Annotated in this window: 12 protein-coding genes and 2 tRNA genes; 11 read left to right on the forward strand and 3 right to left on the reverse strand. The window is 44.0% G+C overall.

Annotated elements, in window-relative coordinates; translation table 11 throughout:
• Positions 1-32 precede the first annotated feature (32 nt).
• The gene (gene clpB / locus BN8899_RS10420) at positions 33-2,624 is read left to right on the forward strand and encodes an ATP-dependent chaperone ClpB (protein WP_018337579.1); all 2,592 of its coding nucleotides are present in this window, start codon (positions 33-35) and stop codon (positions 2,622-2,624) included.
• Positions 2,625-3,120: 496 nt separating this feature from the next.
• On the opposite strand, the gene BN8899_RS10425 is transcribed toward clpB, so the two are convergent.
• Both BN8899_RS10425 and BN8899_RS10430 read right to left on the reverse strand, forming a co-directional pair.
• Positions 3,121-3,205: transfer RNA gene (locus BN8899_RS10425), tRNA-Leu, on the reverse strand.
• 6 nt (positions 3,206-3,211) lie between these two features.
• Positions 3,212-3,284: transfer RNA gene (locus BN8899_RS10430), tRNA-Gly, on the reverse strand.
• Between the two features lie 246 nt (positions 3,285-3,530).
• Here BN8899_RS10430 and BN8899_RS10435 point away from each other — a divergent pair.
• From BN8899_RS10435 to BN8899_RS10480, 10 genes are all read left to right on the forward strand, one after another.
• The gene (locus BN8899_RS10435; RefSeq protein WP_018337578.1) at positions 3,531-4,397 is read left to right on the forward strand and encodes a cell division protein FtsX; all 867 of its coding nucleotides are present in this window, start codon (positions 3,531-3,533) and stop codon (positions 4,395-4,397) included.
• A 10-nt stretch (positions 4,398-4,407) separates the two neighbouring features.
• Positions 4,408-4,668 carry a DUF3098 domain-containing protein gene (locus BN8899_RS10440; protein ID WP_065219331.1) on the forward strand — a complete coding sequence of 87 codons (261 nt, stop codon included), beginning with the start codon at positions 4,408-4,410 and terminating at the stop codon, positions 4,666-4,668.
• A gap of 68 nt (positions 4,669-4,736) precedes the next feature.
• The gene (locus BN8899_RS10445; RefSeq protein ID WP_018337576.1) at positions 4,737-5,525 is read left to right on the forward strand and encodes an undecaprenyl-diphosphate phosphatase; all 789 of its coding nucleotides are present in this window, start codon (positions 4,737-4,739) and stop codon (positions 5,523-5,525) included.
• Positions 5,525-6,241 carry a tRNA pseudouridine(55) synthase TruB gene (gene truB / locus BN8899_RS10450; protein ID WP_065219332.1) on the forward strand — a complete coding sequence of 239 codons (717 nt, stop codon included), beginning with the start codon at positions 5,525-5,527 and terminating at the stop codon, positions 6,239-6,241. Before BN8899_RS10445 ends, truB begins: the two co-directional genes overlap by 1 nt.
• Positions 6,242-6,278: 37 nt before the next feature.
• Positions 6,279-7,328, forward strand: a complete 1,050-nt coding sequence (gene queA / locus BN8899_RS10455) for a tRNA preQ1(34) S-adenosylmethionine ribosyltransferase-isomerase QueA (protein WP_065219333.1) — start codon at positions 6,279-6,281, stop codon at positions 7,326-7,328.
• A 73-nt stretch (positions 7,329-7,401) separates the two neighbouring features.
• Positions 7,402-10,704, forward strand: coding sequence for a transcription-repair coupling factor (mfd, locus tag BN8899_RS10460; RefSeq protein ID WP_018337573.1), 3,303 nt, complete (start codon positions 7,402-7,404; stop codon positions 10,702-10,704).
• Positions 10,705-10,733: 29 nt separating this feature from the next.
• Positions 10,734-11,471: a type III pantothenate kinase gene (locus tag BN8899_RS10465; protein ID WP_065219334.1), complete on the forward strand. Its 738-nt coding sequence runs from the start codon at positions 10,734-10,736 to the stop codon at positions 11,469-11,471.
• A 119-nt stretch (positions 11,472-11,590) separates the two neighbouring features.
• Positions 11,591-12,919: a tetratricopeptide repeat protein gene (locus tag BN8899_RS10470; protein ID WP_148375368.1), complete on the forward strand. Its 1,329-nt coding sequence runs from the start codon at positions 11,591-11,593 to the stop codon at positions 12,917-12,919.
• Positions 12,920-12,922: 3 nt separating this feature from the next.
• Positions 12,923-13,501, forward strand: coding sequence for an LPS export ABC transporter periplasmic protein LptC (gene lptC / locus BN8899_RS10475; RefSeq protein ID WP_018337570.1), 579 nt, complete (start codon positions 12,923-12,925; stop codon positions 13,499-13,501).
• Entirely contained in the window at positions 13,502-14,749 is a 1,248-nt protein-coding gene (locus tag BN8899_RS10480) for a hemolysin family protein (protein ID WP_018337569.1), read from the forward strand. It abuts the gene before it with no gap.
• Between the two features lie 11 nt (positions 14,750-14,760).
• Here the strand turns inward: BN8899_RS10480 and BN8899_RS10485 are convergent, their stop codons facing one another.
• Positions 14,761-15,837, reverse strand: coding sequence for a mannose-1-phosphate guanylyltransferase (locus tag BN8899_RS10485; protein ID WP_018337568.1), 1,077 nt, complete (start codon positions 15,835-15,837; stop codon positions 14,761-14,763).
• Positions 15,838-15,851: the final 14 nt, after the last annotated feature.

A 15,851-nucleotide genomic window follows, 5' to 3' on the forward strand; every position in this document is an offset into this window, starting at 1 on the left:
AATTTCCAAGACAGAAAGGAGTGATTGAGACTATGAACATGAATAATTATACAATTAAGTCGCAAGAGGCGGTGCAGGCAGCAGTGCAGCTGGCGCAGGAGAAAGGTCAGCAGGCGATCGAGACGGGTCACTTGTTGAAGGGAATAATGGAGAAAGGCGAGAATATCACCACTTTTATTTTTAATAAATTGGGTATTAATAGCCGGAATGTTGTCGCGGCATTGGATCGTATCGTGGATGCTTACCCGAAGGTGTCGGGAGGTTCTCCCTATTTGTCCGATGAGGCGAACAAGGTGTTGGAGAAAGCCACGAAACTGGCGGGAGAGATGGGAGACCAGTATGTTTCATTAGAACATATTCTTTTGGGATTGTTGTCGGTGAAAGATCCGGTATCTGCGATGTTGAAAGATGCGGGAATGACCGAGAAAGAAACCCGTGAAGCAATTAATGAGTTGCGGAAGGGGTCGAAGGTAAATTCCCCATCGGCGGAGGATAATTATGACGCTTTGGGGAGGTATGCGATCAATTTGAATGAACGAGCCCGTAACGGGAAACTCGACCCGGTGATCGGACGGGATGATGAAATCCGTAGGGTGTTGCAGATATTGTCACGGAGGACGAAGAATAACCCGATACTGATCGGGGAACCGGGTGTGGGTAAGACAGCGATTGCCGAGGGATTGGCTCAACGTATCGTGAACGGGGACGTGCCCTCGAATTTGGCATCCAAGAATATTTATTCTTTGGATATGGGAGCCTTGATCGCAGGAGCGAAATACAAGGGCGAGTTCGAGGAACGTTTGAAAGCCGTGGTGAACGAGGTGTTGTCTTCGGAAGGGGAGATCATTTTGTTTATCGATGAGATCCACACGTTGGTTGGAGCCGGGAAGTCTGACGGGGCAATGGATGCGGCGAATATCTTGAAACCTGCTTTGGCAAGAGGGGATTTGCGTGCTATCGGTGCGACGACCTTGAACGAGTACCAAAAGTATTTCGAGCAGGACAAGGCATTGGAACGCCGGTTCCAGAAGGTGATGATTAACGAGCCGGACGTGATGAGTGCGATCAGTATCATGCGTGGTTTGAAGGAACGTTACGAGAATCACCATAAGGTGCGGATCACGGATGATGCGATTATTGCTTCCGTGGAGTTGTCACACAGGTATATTTCCGATCGTTTCTTGCCGGATAAAGCGATTGACCTGGTGGACGAGGCTGCTGCCCGTCTGCGGTTGGAAATGAATTCCGTGCCGGAAGAGATTGACGAGTTGGATCGTAAGATCAAGCAGTTGGAGATCGAGAAAGAGGCAATCAAGCGGGAAGGGAAAAGTAAGAAACTGGATGAGATACAAAAAGAATTGGCTGATTTGAACCAGGAGCGCACGAAGTTGCGTGCCCAATGGGAATCCGAGCGTTCTTTGATAGACGAGATTCAGAAGAACAAAGATGCGATCGAGCAATACCGGTTCGAGGCAGACCGGGCTGAACGCGAGGGAGATTACGGTAAGGTCGCCGAGTTGCGATACGGTAAAATTAAGCAAGCGGAGCAACGGATTGAAGAGGTGAAGGCGAAACTTGCCGATATGAAGCACGGGGAGTCGTTGATCCGGGAAGAGGTGACGGAGGATGATATTGCCGCCGTGGTTTCCCGGTGGACGGGGATTCCTGTTAGCCGGATGATGCAGAGCGAGCGGCAGAAGTTGTTGCATTTGGAGGACGAGTTGCACAAGCGGGTGGTCGGTCAGGAAATGGCGATCACGGCTTTGGCTGACGCCGTGCGGCGGAATCGTGCCGGGTTGCAGGATGCCAAGCGACCGATCGGTTCATTTATCTTCTTGGGAACGACGGGAGTCGGTAAGACCGAGTTGGCGAAGGCGTTGGCGGAATTTCTGTTTGATGACGAATCGCTGATGACTCGTATCGATATGTCCGAATACCAGGAGCGGCATTCCGTGTCCCGATTGATCGGGGCGCCTCCGGGATACGTGGGATACGACGAGGGCGGTCAGTTGACGGAAGCCGTCCGGCGGAAACCGTATTCCGTGGTGTTGTTGGACGAGATCGAGAAGGCGCATCCGGACGTGTTCAATATTTTGTTGCAAGTCTTGGATGACGGGCGTTTGACTGATAATAAAGGTCGGGTGGTCGATTTCAAAAACACGATTATCATTATGACCTCGAATATCGGTGCGCATATTATTCAGGATAAACTGAAAGGTATCGACGAGAATAACCGGGATGAGGTGTTGGAGAAGACGAATCTGGAAGTTTACGAGATGTTGAAACAGACGATTCGTCCCGAGTTTCTGAACCGTATCGACGAGATCATCATGTTTGCACCGTTGAAGAAGTCCGAGATCGTGGACATCGTGCGCTTGCAATTCAATGGTGTCAAGAAGATGTTGGGGAACAACGGTATCGCAATTGAGATTACTGATAAAGCGGTGGAATGGCTTGCCGAAGCCGGGTATGACCCGCAATTTGGTGCACGTCCCGTGAAACGGGTGATCCAGCGTACTTTACTGAATGATTTGTCTAAGCAGATATTGGCGGAGGAAGTATCCCGGGATAGCCGTATCGTGGTGGACGTGAAGGATGATAAGATTGTTTTCGAGAACAAGTAAATTATTATACATGTAATGTAGAAGCCTGTAGCCTGATGGTTGCAGGCTTTTGTTTGCTCGAATCGTTGGCGAATAAAATGGTGTTAATCATTTGTTTGGGCTGATATTCTAGGTAATTTTGCTAATATCTATTCATGTAGATTGAGCGTAATAACCGTAATAGTTAATCATATCTGAAATATTTACAATATAGAAGAGCTATATGAAGATGCAACTTATGTGAAAAATGCACAAGTTCAAGAAGAAGGTTGGAGAGTAGTTAAGAGAATCATATCTTATCACATATTATAATTTGGATATGGTTATTTCTGTTGGTTATAGGGTTAATTCGTCGGTTGTAACCGACGAATTAGAAAGTGTTTCACTGATTTGCGAGAATTTGATTAAGCTATTTTTTGGGGGGGGTAGAAATTGCTTTTGTTCGAATAAGAAATTAGGATAGAGAATAACTAACAAAAAAGAGTTAGCAATTAATGCTAACTCTCTAAAATGTCTGTACTCGAGGCGGGACTTGAACCCGCACAGCCGCAATGGCCACGGGATTTTAAGTCCCGCGTGTCTACCGATTCCACCACTCGAGCAACTTGAGCGAAAAACGGGACTCGAACCCGCGACCCTAACCTTGGCAAGGTTATGCTCTACCAACTGAGCTATTTTCGCATGATTGCTTGCAAAACTTGAACAGGAACGCTTTCCATTTTTTGCGATTGCAAATATAGAGCAATTTTTAATACGTGCAAAGGGTTTTGGAAGAAAAAGCGGTAGATTTTTTCGTTCTATTTCTTAAAATCTGTTATTCATGTAGTTATTTGAGGGGTTAATGAAGAGTTTTTAGGATTTTTTCCCTGAATTGATTGTTCTCGGGAGTAGAATGATTATATTTGTCAAGTTTTTTAAGGCAAGAAAATGTCAAGTACAGGAAGCAAAAGAGGAAAAAGTTCATATTTTGTTTCCACGATCAGTATTTCTCTGGTATTGATCGTGGTGGGTATGCTTGTGTTTATTTTATTGAATGCCCGGGTGGTATCGGATCACGTGAGAAGGAATATCGGTTTTGCGGTGATCGTGAAGGATAACACGAATGAGGCGGAAATCAAGCGGGTGCAGAAGATCCTGGATACCCGTCCTTTTGTTTATTCTTCGACTTATATCACGAAAGAACAAGCGGCTCGCTCTTTTAAAAAGGAGATGGGAGAAGATTTCGAGGCGATACTGGGTGGAAATCCCTTGTTGCCGTCGATCGAGATTCGTTTGAATCCGGAGTACGCGAATAACGATTCCCTGGCGGTTATCGAGAAAGGGTTAGCCCGGTTTGATATTATTCAGGAGGTGTATTACCAGAAATCCATGATAGAGAGTATAAACGAGAATATTCATCGTATTACTTTATTGTTCCTGATCGTGGGGGCTGTGTTGGTATTAATCTCGTTCACGTTGATTCGTAACACGATTCATTTGGCGGTGTATTCCCAGCGTCTATTAATTAAGACGATGCAATTGGTTGGGGCAACACCGTTTTTTATTTGTAAACCTTTCGTGTATGGAAGTATGTGGCGGGGATTTTTTGGTGCGTTGATCGCTAATCTAATTCTGTTGGGTGCGATATTCTTTGCACAGGAGAATATTGGTAAGGTGATTAATATCATGCATATGGATGTTATTGTGATGATGGTCGGGTTCGTGATGCTTTCCGGGGTGCTGTTGTCGTTTTTCTCGGCGTGGTTCTCTGTACGGATGTATTTGAACAAGGATTTGAATGAAATATACGCGTAAATAGAAATATATGGCAAGAATTTTAAACGAAAAAAAAGACGGATTTCCTATACCGAAAGATAATTACAAGATGATTCTTATCGGTTTCGGGATTGTTGTAATCGGATTCCTGTTAATGATGGGTGGTGGGGCAGATTCCCCCGAAACGTTTAATTATGATATTTTCAGTTTCAGAAGAATCACGTTAGCCCCGATCGTCGTGTTGTTTGGCTTCGGTTTCGTGTTCTGGGGCGTCATGAGAAAGCCTAAAGAGAAAAAAGAAGAAAAATAAATATTAATGTAATTGAATATTGGTGTGCGTGCATTTTCAATTTTCAATTTTCAATTTTCAATTAATAGATGGAGTGGTTTCAAGCATTGGTTCTTGGCATAATCCAAGGATTGACTGAGTTTTTACCGGTAAGTAGTTCCGGTCATTTGCAGATATTTAGTGCTTTATTCGGTATACAGGGGGAAGAAAATCTGACGTTTGCCGTGGCAGTGCATGCGGCGACGGTTTGTAGCACGATCGTGATATTGTGGAAAGAGGTTTCGGTACTTTTCAAGGGATTCTTTACGTTCAAGTACAATGACGAGATGGCTTACGTGTTGAAGATATTCCTTTCTATGATTCCGGTAGCTATCGTGGGATTCTGTTTTAAGGATTACGTGGAAGAGTTATTTGGTTCCGGGTTGCTGGTCGTGGGGTGTATGTTGTTGGTGACGGCTCTGTTGCTTGCGTTTGCTTATTATGCCAAGCCACGGGTGAAAGAGAAAATATCCTATTGGGATGCTTTGGTGATTGGTTTGGCGCAGGCTTGTGCGGTCTTGCCGGGGTTGTCCCGTTCCGGATCGACGATAGCGACAGGTATTTTATTGGGAAATAAAAAAGAAGCGGTGGCTAAATTCTCGTTCCTGATGGTATTGATCCCGATATTGGGAGAGGCATTTCTCGATTTGATGAAAGGTGGTTTTAGTCCTGCCGAGAGCGGAATCTCTGCGGTTTCTTTGCTTGTAGGGTTTGTTGCGGCTTTCGTGTCGGGATGTATAGCTTGCCGTTGGATGATTAATATCGTGAAGAAGGGAAAATTGATTTGGTTCGCGCTTTATTGTGCGATAGCCGGTATATTGACGATTGTGTTGGGATAATGAAAGACTGGGGGAATATACGTTTTCGGGAAGGAGATGATTTTCGTGCGGGGGCTGTTCTCGTGGTGGATAAACCGTTGCGTTGGACGTCTTTCGATGTGGTAAACAAGATTCGTATTTGCCTGAGGATGGGATACGGGAAAATCAAGGTGGGGCACGCGGGAACGTTAGACCCGTTAGCGACAGGAGTCGTGATTGTTTGCGTGGGGAAAGAAACGAAAAACATAGAGGAGTACATGGGACAGGAGAAGGAATACGTGGCAGAGATTACTTTCGGGCATACGACACCTTCTTTTGATTTGGAAACATCTTTTGATGCCGAATTCCCGTATACACATGTTGATCGGGAGCGATTGGAACAAGCTGTTCGGCAGTTTGTCGGGGAGATAGAGCAATTCCCGCCTACTTATTCGGCGGTTCGGGTAGATGGCGTTCGTGCTTACGAGATGGCACGCCGGGGAGATGAGGTTGAAATGAAGAGCCGGAAAGTGATGGTGAAGGAGATTGAAATATTGAAAGCAGAGTTTCCGGTAGTGGAACTTCGAATTGTTTGCAGCAAGGGAACGTATATTCGTTCTTTGGCGCATGATTTGGGAAAAGCTTGCGGGAGCGGTTCGCATCTTTCTGCGTTGAGAAGGACTCGAGTAGGGGACTTTCGAGTGGAGGATGGATTTAAAATAGATGAAATTATTGGGATTTTAGGAGAAAATTTGTAATTTAGCAAGATTTGGTTAATATATAAAATTGTTCAACATGAAACTATCAAAGTTTAAATATAAGTTGCCGCCGGAGTTAATCGCTTTGCACCCGACGCCGAATCGGGATGAAGCTCGTTTAATGGTATTGGATCGGAAGACCGGAAAGATTGAACACAAGGTATTCAAGGATGTAATTGATTATTTTGGAGAAAAGGATGTGTTCGTGTTTAATGACTCCAAGGTATTTCCGGCTCGGCTATATGGAAACAAAGAAAAGACCGGAGCGGAGATTGAGGTATTCTTGTTGAGAGAGTTAAATCCGGAATTGCGTATTTGGGACGTGTTGGTTGATCCGGCTCGGAAGATTCGTATCGGTAACAAGTTGTACTTCGGGGAAGACGACAGTATGGTGGCTGAGGTGATCGATAATACGACTTCCCGGGGAAGAACCTTACGTTTCTTGTATGACGGGGAATACGAAGAATTTAAAAAAGAATTGTACGCCTTAGGAGAAACTCCGCTACCGCGCTTTATTAACCGGAAGGTAGAGCCGGAGGATGCCGAAAATTACCAGACTATTTTTGCCAAAAACGAGGGAGCTGTTGCAGCCCCGACTGCCGGAATGCATTTTAGCCGGGAGCTAATGAAACGTATGGAAATCAAGGGTATTGATTTTGCGTTTGTCACGTTGCACGTCGGTTTGGGTAATTTCCGGGAAGTGGATGTTGAGGATTTGACCAAGCATAAGATGGATTCGGAACAGATTATCGTGGGGGCGGAAACTGTGAAAATCGTGAATGATGCGAAAGATGAAAAGCGTAAGATATGTGCCGTGGGGACAACTGTTGTACGTACGCTGGAAAGTTGTGTAACAACAAAAGGACGTTTGACGGAATTTGATGGATGGACGAATAAATTCATATTCCCTCCTTATGATTTCAGTGTGCCGGATGCATTTATTTCCAATTTCCATTTGCCTTATTCTACTTTATTGATGATGGTTGCCGCTTTCGGGGGATATGATTACGTGATGGAGGCTTATGATGTTGCTGTCAAAGAAAAGTATAGATTCGGAACTTATGGGGATGCTATGCTAATCATATGATTGGGCTTATTTAAAAATATAGATAGACGGTATGCTGAAAGGTGTGCCGTTTTTTTGATAAAGAGGATATAATTTGGAAGCAAAGGAATTATTGAAATTATTTCAGGCTCATCCTGTTGTCCAGAAAATCACTCGGCGTTTGAGAGAACGTCCGGGAATAAAGGTAAAGCTGGAAAATGGGATCGGGTCGATAGTTTCGTTTGTCGGTGCTAATGTCGGGCAGGAGATGGGGAGTCTTCAATTGTTCGTGATGAACGATAAGGAGGAAGCTGCTTATTTCTATAATGATCTGTTGACTTTTTTTGACGAAGAAAATGTGCGGTTCTTGCCTTCTTCTTATCGCCGGGCTGGTAATTTCGAGGATAAGGATAACGATTCGATACTGGTGCGCACGGAGGTGTTGAATGCTTTGACCGCGAAACAAGTGGGAATGGTGGTGACTTACACGGAGGCTTTAGCCGAGAAAGTAGTCAGTAAAGCCGTGCTTGCAGATATGTCGATGCCCGTGGCTAAAGGCGAAAAGTTATCTATCTCTTTTCTGGAATCTTTGCTTTCCGAGTACGGGTTCGAGCGTAGTGATTTCGTGTATGAACCCGGGCAATTCTCTATTCGGGGTAGTATCGTTGATGTTTATTCGTTTGCAGAAGAGCGCCCCGTGCGAATAGACTTTTTCGGGGATGAAGTAGAAAGCATTCGTTATTTTGACGTGGAAACGCAATTGTCCGAGCAGTTAATTGAACGAGTGGTTATTGTCCCCGATTTGAGCGAAGCAACGAGAAAAGAGTCAAACGTGGGATTGACAGAGTTTTTGGGGAAAGAAACGACGTGGTGGTTGAAGAATTCGTTGTTGATTCATGATCGAATCAAGACGTTGAAAGAGGAAGATGCCGGAGAATTGTTGATAGGGGCGGAGGAACTATTTCTATCGATTGAGAAAAATAGCGTGATCGAGTGGGGACCGGAACTTTATTTCCGGGGGGATGTGCTTCGTCTGGAGGCTGAAGTGCAGTCCGCTGTCAACAAGCAATTCGATTTGTTGGCGGAACATTTGTTGGATAAACAGCAAGATGGTTATACGATATATCTTTGTTCGACAAATGATATGCAATTGCAGCGTTTGAGGGATATATTTTCGGACAAAGGGCACTCGGTTAATTTTGTCCCGGTGGAAGGGACGGTGCATGAGGGATTTAGTGATGCGGATGTTAAAATATGCGTGTACACGGAACACCAGATTTTTGACCGTTACCAGAAGTACCGTTTGAAGACGACTCAAATACGCAAGGGGCGAGAGTCTATCACGATTAGTGAATTGCAGAACTTGCATCCCGGCGATTACGTGGTGCATATCGATCACGGTATCGGGCGTTTCGGGGGATTGACAAAGATAAGTAATGACGGTCGGGTGCAAGAGGCGATACGTTTGGTCTATAAAAATAATGCCGAATTGTACGTGAGTTTGCATTCCTTGCATAAGATATCCAAATACAAGGGTAAGGAAGGGGAGCCTCCAGCCGTGAGCAAGTTAGGAGGCGAGGCATGGAATAAGTTGAAGCAGCGAACGAAATCCCGGGTGAAGGATATTGCCAGAGAGTTAATCGCCTTGTATGCCAAACGCCGTCGTGAGGAGGCTTATGCATTTTCGAAAGACAGTTTCTTGCAGGATGAGTTGGAGGCTTCTTTCATGTATGAGGAAACGCCCGACCAGATGAAGGCTATTCAGGCGGTGAAAGAGGATATGGAGAAACCTCACGTGATGGATCGTTTGGTGTGTGGAGATGTCGGCTTCGGGAAGACGGAGGTTGCTATTCGGGCAGCGTTTAAAGCCGTGGCGGATAGTAAGCAGGTGGCTGTACTTGTTCCGACAACTGTATTGGCTTATCAGCATTACAATACTTTCAAAAAGCGTTTGGAGGGAATGCCTTGCCGGGTAGAATATATCAGCCGGATGAAGAAAAGTGCGGATATCAAACGAGTTCTAAAAGATCTGGAAGAGGGGAAAGTAGATATTATTATAGGTACACATCGCCTGACAAGCAGTGACGTGAAGTTTAAAGACCTCGGGTTGCTGGTCGTGGATGAGGAACAGAAATTCGGGGTGGCTGTAAAGGAAAAATTGAAGCGTTTGAAGCTGAACGTGGATACGATCACCATGACGGCAACACCGATTCCGCGTACATTGCAGTTCTCGTTGATGGGGGCACGTGATATGTCGATTATCCGGACGCCGCCGCCTAACCGGTATCCGATTGTGACAGAGTTACACCGGTTTGACGAGAAAATCATTAAAGATGCGATTACATATGAAGTGAGTCGTGGTGGACAAATCTTCTTTATTCACAACCGGGTAGATAATATCCGGGATATCCAGTACATGATACATCGTTTGGTGCCGGGAATAAAAAGTTGCGTGGGGCACGGGCAAATGAGCGGGGAGGAATTGGAAACCGTTATGCATGATTTCATCCGGGGGGATTACGATGTGTTGATTGCCACGACTATTGTGGAGTCCGGGTTGGATATTCCGAATGCCAATACCATTATTATAAATCAAGCACAAAACTACGGGCTGAGTGATTTGCATCAGTTGCGAGGACGAGTGGGACGCTCCAACCGAAAGGCTTTCTGTTATTTGTTGGCTCCTCCCTTGGAGTTAGTAAATTCGGATGCCCGGCGGCGGTTGAAGGCAATCGAAGATTTTAGCGGACTGGGTAGTGGTTTCAACATCGCTATGCAGGATTTGGATATTCGCGGAGCCGGGAATATCCTGGGGGGAGAGCAATCGGGCTTTATTGCGGAAATTGGGTACGAGGCTTATCAACGTATTTTGAATGAGGCATTGCTCGAGTTGCGGGATGAGGAGTTCCCGGAATTGCAAAAAGAGCAAACGGATGGGCCTACCGCTTTCACAACGGATTGCGTGATCGATACCGATTTTGCTTTGTTGATACCGGACACTTACGTGGAAAACGTGAGCGAGCGAATTCGTTTGTACCGGGAATTGGATAATATCACGGACGAAAGTGCTTTGCAGCGTTTCGAGGTCGAGATGCGAGATCGGTTTGGGGAGATTCCGGAGCAGGTAAGTGGTTTGATGGAGGTTGTACGGATACGGCAAAGATGTATTGACTTGGGAATAGAGCGATTGATGGTGAAAAACAATAGAATGGTGATTTATTTTATTAGTGACCAAGACTCCCCGTTCTATGCTTCTCCGATTTTCGGGGAATTGCTTAAATTTGTACAGAAACAAATCATACCTTGCAAGATGAGTGAGAAAAATGATAAGTTGAGTCTTATTTTCTCGGATGTGAAGGATATTCATAAGGTATCGAAGATTATTGGGGAGATGAGGGAATATGCTTATGAAAGCTAATAGTTAGTATAAACGAAAAACTGGAAGCCGTGAATCTGATTGTTGATATAGGAAATACGCGTACTAAATATACTGTTTATGATGGAGGGGATTGGGTCGTTTGCGGAATGGGAATTCCGGAGGCGTACGAGTTGGCTTCCGGTTATTTGCACCGGGGACAAGAGGTGAATATGATTTTGTCGAGTACGGGATTTATATCCGAAGAAGTACGGGAGCATTTGAAGAGTGTTTCTACTTTTTTTTGTGAGATGTCGTCGGAAATGCCATTGCCGATCAAATTGGGATATGATACCCCGAAGACTTTGGGTGTGGATCGGATTGCCGGCTGCGTGGGAGGGGTTGCGTTATTCCCTGGAAAAGAGCTGTTGATTATCGATTCGGGGACGGCTATCACGTATGATTTCGTGAGTGAGGCAGGGGAATTCCTCGGGGGGAATATTTCCCCGGGTTTGGGGATACGTTTTCGTGCGTTGAACGAGTTTACGGTAAGTTTACCACTCGTAAAATGTGATATAAATCATGGCTATATAGGCAAAAATACACATGATGCTATTCTGAATGGGGTGATGAATGGTATACTTTTTGAAATAAGAGGTTATATAGATGAAACTTACCATAATAATCCCGATGCGGTGGTGATTATTACGGGAGGAGGAAGCGAATATTTGAAAAAGACACTGGATCGACAGGTCTTTTTTGTGGATAAATTGGTAAACTTAGGTCTAAATAGAGTTTTAGAATTTCAAAAAACGGTTAATAGACAGTGAAAAATAGGAGATAGATTTCCGTATTTGAAAAATAGTGGTAATTTTGCAAAGGTGTTCACGTGGACACGGTTGCTATGATGAAAATACTAATTCGAACTATAACTAAATAAGGGATGACCATGAAAAAGATTGCTGTTTTGGCATTGGGAATATGTTTATTCACTATCGGGACGAAGGCGCAAACGTTGGAGTCTAAGTATGGGCTTGATAGTGCAAAAACAATCTTGAATGCTTCTCTTTACACAGAATATTTTAAACAAGGAAATTTCGAGGAGGCTTTAGCCCCTTGGCGGTATTTGTTTTTGAATGCCCCGGCATTTCAATTGACGGTGTACGCTCGCGGGGAAAAAATCCTCGAGCATATGATTGAGAAGACAAAGAAAAAAGAGTACGTGGATACTCTATTGATGCTTTTTGATCGCCGTAACCAGTACATGAGAAATAATCCCAATAATAGAGAGGGAGTTGTATTGGGGAAAAAAGGTATGGCGCAATTCCGTTATTCCAATGGCGATATCAACATGGTGAAGGATGCTTTTAACAATTTGTTGAAATCCTACGAGATGGATAAGGACATTGTTCCTGCCGTACAGGTTCATATGACTTTCCATGCGGCGTGTCAGTTGGCGAGAGAAAATCAATTGTCGAAAGATGATTTCGTTAATTTGTACATTGACTTTGCTGATTTCGCCGACCAACAAGCCGGTACGGGAGAGAAAGGTTGCGAGGCTTTCTTGGTATGTAAGGATAATCTGGAAGCCATGTTTATTGAAACCGGATTGGCTGATTGTATGACGTTGAATGAGTTGTTAGTCAAGAAGTACGAGGCAAACAAGGATAATTTGGATGTGTTGAAAGATATTTACAAGTTGTTGAAAAAGCAGGAGTGTACAGATTTACCTTTGTATGCCACGATAGCTGAAAGTATTTATCATCAAGATCCGAGTGCAGAGGCTGCTTACGGATTGGCAATTATGTTCTATCGTAAGAACGATATTCCCAAGTTCGAGCAGTATTTGAAAGAGGCTATTGACAAGACTGACAACGAGACGGATCGGGGTGATTACAATCTGAATCTGGCTCAAGTATATTTGTCCACGAAGCGGGATTACCAGCAAGCCAAGAAATATGCTTTGGCTGCTTTAAAAAGTAATCCGAATCTGGGACAGGCTTATTTGACCATCGGCCTGGCTTATGCTTCAGCTAGTAACAGTTACGAGGGTGACGAATTTGAGAAACGTACCGTATTCTGGGCTGCCGTGGATAAATTTATCAAGGCAAAACAAGTTGATCCGGGGGTTGCGGATAAAGCAAACGAGTTTATCGCGAAGTATTCCGTTTATTTCCCGTCAAAAGATGATGCTTTTTTCCGTTCCATTACGGCAGGAGCATCTGTAAAAGTTGGCGGATGGATAAACGAAACAACGACTGCAAGATTTAAAGAATAATATATGATATTTCGATATCGTGCTTTAAGAATGATAAGAAGCATTACCGTCCTCGTTTTCGGGACGGTAATGCTTTTCTCGTGCAAAACGGATATAAAAGAGGTGAATGCTATTGAGGCGGCACGGGCTGGGTTACCTAATATGTCCGGCGAAAACATGGAATTGTTTTATTCCGATTCGGCACGATTGAAATATCGAGTGACGACTCCGCTTTACAACAAGTATGACGAGGAAAATAAAAAATACGATGAATTTCCGAAAGGGATTCACGCCGAGTTGTACGAGAAAGACGGAACGATGGTAGGTGCTATTACTTCGAAATACGCTAAAAAACTGGAAGATGAAATGCTATGGGAATTGCGTGACGAAGTTGTGGTTATCAATTCCGAGGGTAAGAAGTTGGAAACAGAACTTCTTTACTGGGATATGAAGAAGGAGATTGTCTATTCAGACCGTTATACGCGTTTAACCTCGGAAGAGAATATTATCGAGGGGAACAATGGATTCAAGTCCGATCAATCTTTACGAAAACCGGTCTTTAATAAAGTTACCGGAGTCATTGTAGAAAAACAACAACCTTAAATGTCAGTATTAGTAGCTATATTAATTTGTTTGGTGTTGTCTGCTTTCTTTTCGGGAATGGAGATCGCATTCATGGCATCCAATAAATTGCGTATAGAGATCGACAAATCGAATAAAGGTATCACGCAGCGGGTGATCGACCTTTTTATCTCTAATTCGGGGATGTATATTACCACGATATTGGTGGGTAACAACGTGGTTATGGTTGTCTATGGTATTTTCATGTCCGATTATCTCGATCCTCGTTTGGAAAGTTATGGGATTTCGTTAGGATTAAGGTTGATACTAGTGACTCTAATCTCTACTCTCATCATGTTGGTGTCGGGTGAATTCTTGCCGAAAGCGGTTTTCCGGTTGCGCCCGAATTTGTTCCTTCGTATTTTTGCGGTACCCGTGTTTATCTTTTATATTCTGTTTTTCCCGATCTCTTATTTTTCTGTTTGGTTCGGGGGATTGCTGCTTCGGATATTCACGGGGCGGAAGTTGGCAAAAGAAGAAAACCGGGCATTCGGGAAAGTCGATCTAAATAATTTGATTGAGGAAGGGGAAACGGCAGGAGTTGAAAATGAGGACGAACATGATATAAAACTATTCCGCAATGCTTTGGATTTCTCGGAGATCAAATTGCGGGAATGTATCGTGCCTCGCCCGGATATTGTGGCATTGCCGATAGACAGTAGTTTGGATGAATTGCGGAATCTGTTTGTAAAGACCGGACTATCACGGATATTGATCTACCGTGACTCTATCGACAACGTGATCGGTTATGTGCATTCGTCAGCTTTATTCCATCACCCGGAAACGGTAAAGAAAGCTGTAAGTAAGATATTGATTGTTCCCGAAACGATGTCCGCATTGAGGTTATTGAATCTTTTTACGAAGGAACAGAAAAGTGTTGCTGTCGTGGTAGATGAATTTGGGATTACAGCCGGAATGGCAACGATAGAGGATATTATGGAGGAAATCTTTGGGGAGATTGAGGACGAACATGACCGTCTGAACTTGAAAGAGGAGCAGTTGAGCCCGAATGAATTTATCTTCTCCGGTCGGCTGGAAGTGGATTACCTGAACGAGAAATATGATTTGAATTTGCCCGAGGATGAAGAGTATGAAACGTTAGCGGGGTTGATATTGTATTACAATGAAGATATACCCGAGGAGGGGGAACAGATCGAAATCGAGAATATTGTTTTCGAGGTATTAAGCGTCAAGAGCGCCCGGATAGAAGAGGTGAAAATAAAGATATAAAAAGGAGCTTTTTAAAGCTCCTTTTTTGTATGTTTCAGCATATCGTCAAAATGCCGGATGTTGTCTTCGTGATCCCTGTGGCAGATCATAAGTACGTCATTATTCTCGGCGATAATCACATTTTCAATACCTTCGATGATGACTTTCTTGTCCTGGGGAACATTGATGATACAACCTTTGGTATCTGTCAGTAACACGTGTTCACTGTTGGATACGTTGTCGTTCTCGTCCTTCGGGCTAATCTCGTGGAATGAATGCCACGTGCCCACGTCAGACCAACCGAACTCTCCTTTCATAACATATACCTTGGAAGATTTTTCCATGATACCGAAGTCGATGGAAATATTCCGGCATTGGCTATAAATATGTGTGATGTTTTCTTGTGAATCGGGGTCTTTAGCGTTCTTGTATTCTTGTTCGAATAGCAGGTAAATATCTTCCAGATAAGTTTTGAATTCCCCGATAATATCTTTCACTTTCCACACGAATATTCCGGCGTTCCACAAGAAATCTCCGGATGATAGAAACACTTTTGCCAATTCGATATCCGGTTTTTCTGTGAAAGTCTTTACTTTAGAAATGAATTCAGAGAATTTGTTTTTCTTAATTTGAATATACCCGTATCCGGTTTCCGGTCTGGTCGGTTTAATCCCGATCGTGAGCAATCCGCCGAATTGTTCCACGAAGGCAAGACCTTTTTGTATGTTGTCGACATAAACGGCATCGTTACTGATAAAATGATCGGAAGGGACAACGACCATATTAGCGTCCGGGTTGATCCGGGCAATCCGGTATGCCGCATATGCGATACAAGGGGCAGTGTTCTTCCCGAATGGTTCTTTTAAAATATTCTCGCTTGGGATTTCCGGAATTTGTTCTTTGGTTAGTTCTTCATAAGCAGCACCCGTGACAATAAAGATGTTTTGGGTTTCAAAGATTTGGTTTGCTCGTTCGAAGGTTTGGCGAAGAAAACTTTTCCCGACGTTCAGTATGTCACAAAATTGTTTCGGACAGGCTTTAGTGCTTACGGGCCAAAAGCGTTTCCCCAATCCTCCGGCCATAATAACGCAATACGAGTTCTTATTCATTTCTAGTTATAAGT

This window comes from Butyricimonas sp. Marseille-P2440, assembly GCF_900091675.1.
GTDB classification, from domain to species: domain Bacteria; phylum Bacteroidota; class Bacteroidia; order Bacteroidales; family Marinifilaceae; genus Butyricimonas; species Butyricimonas synergistica.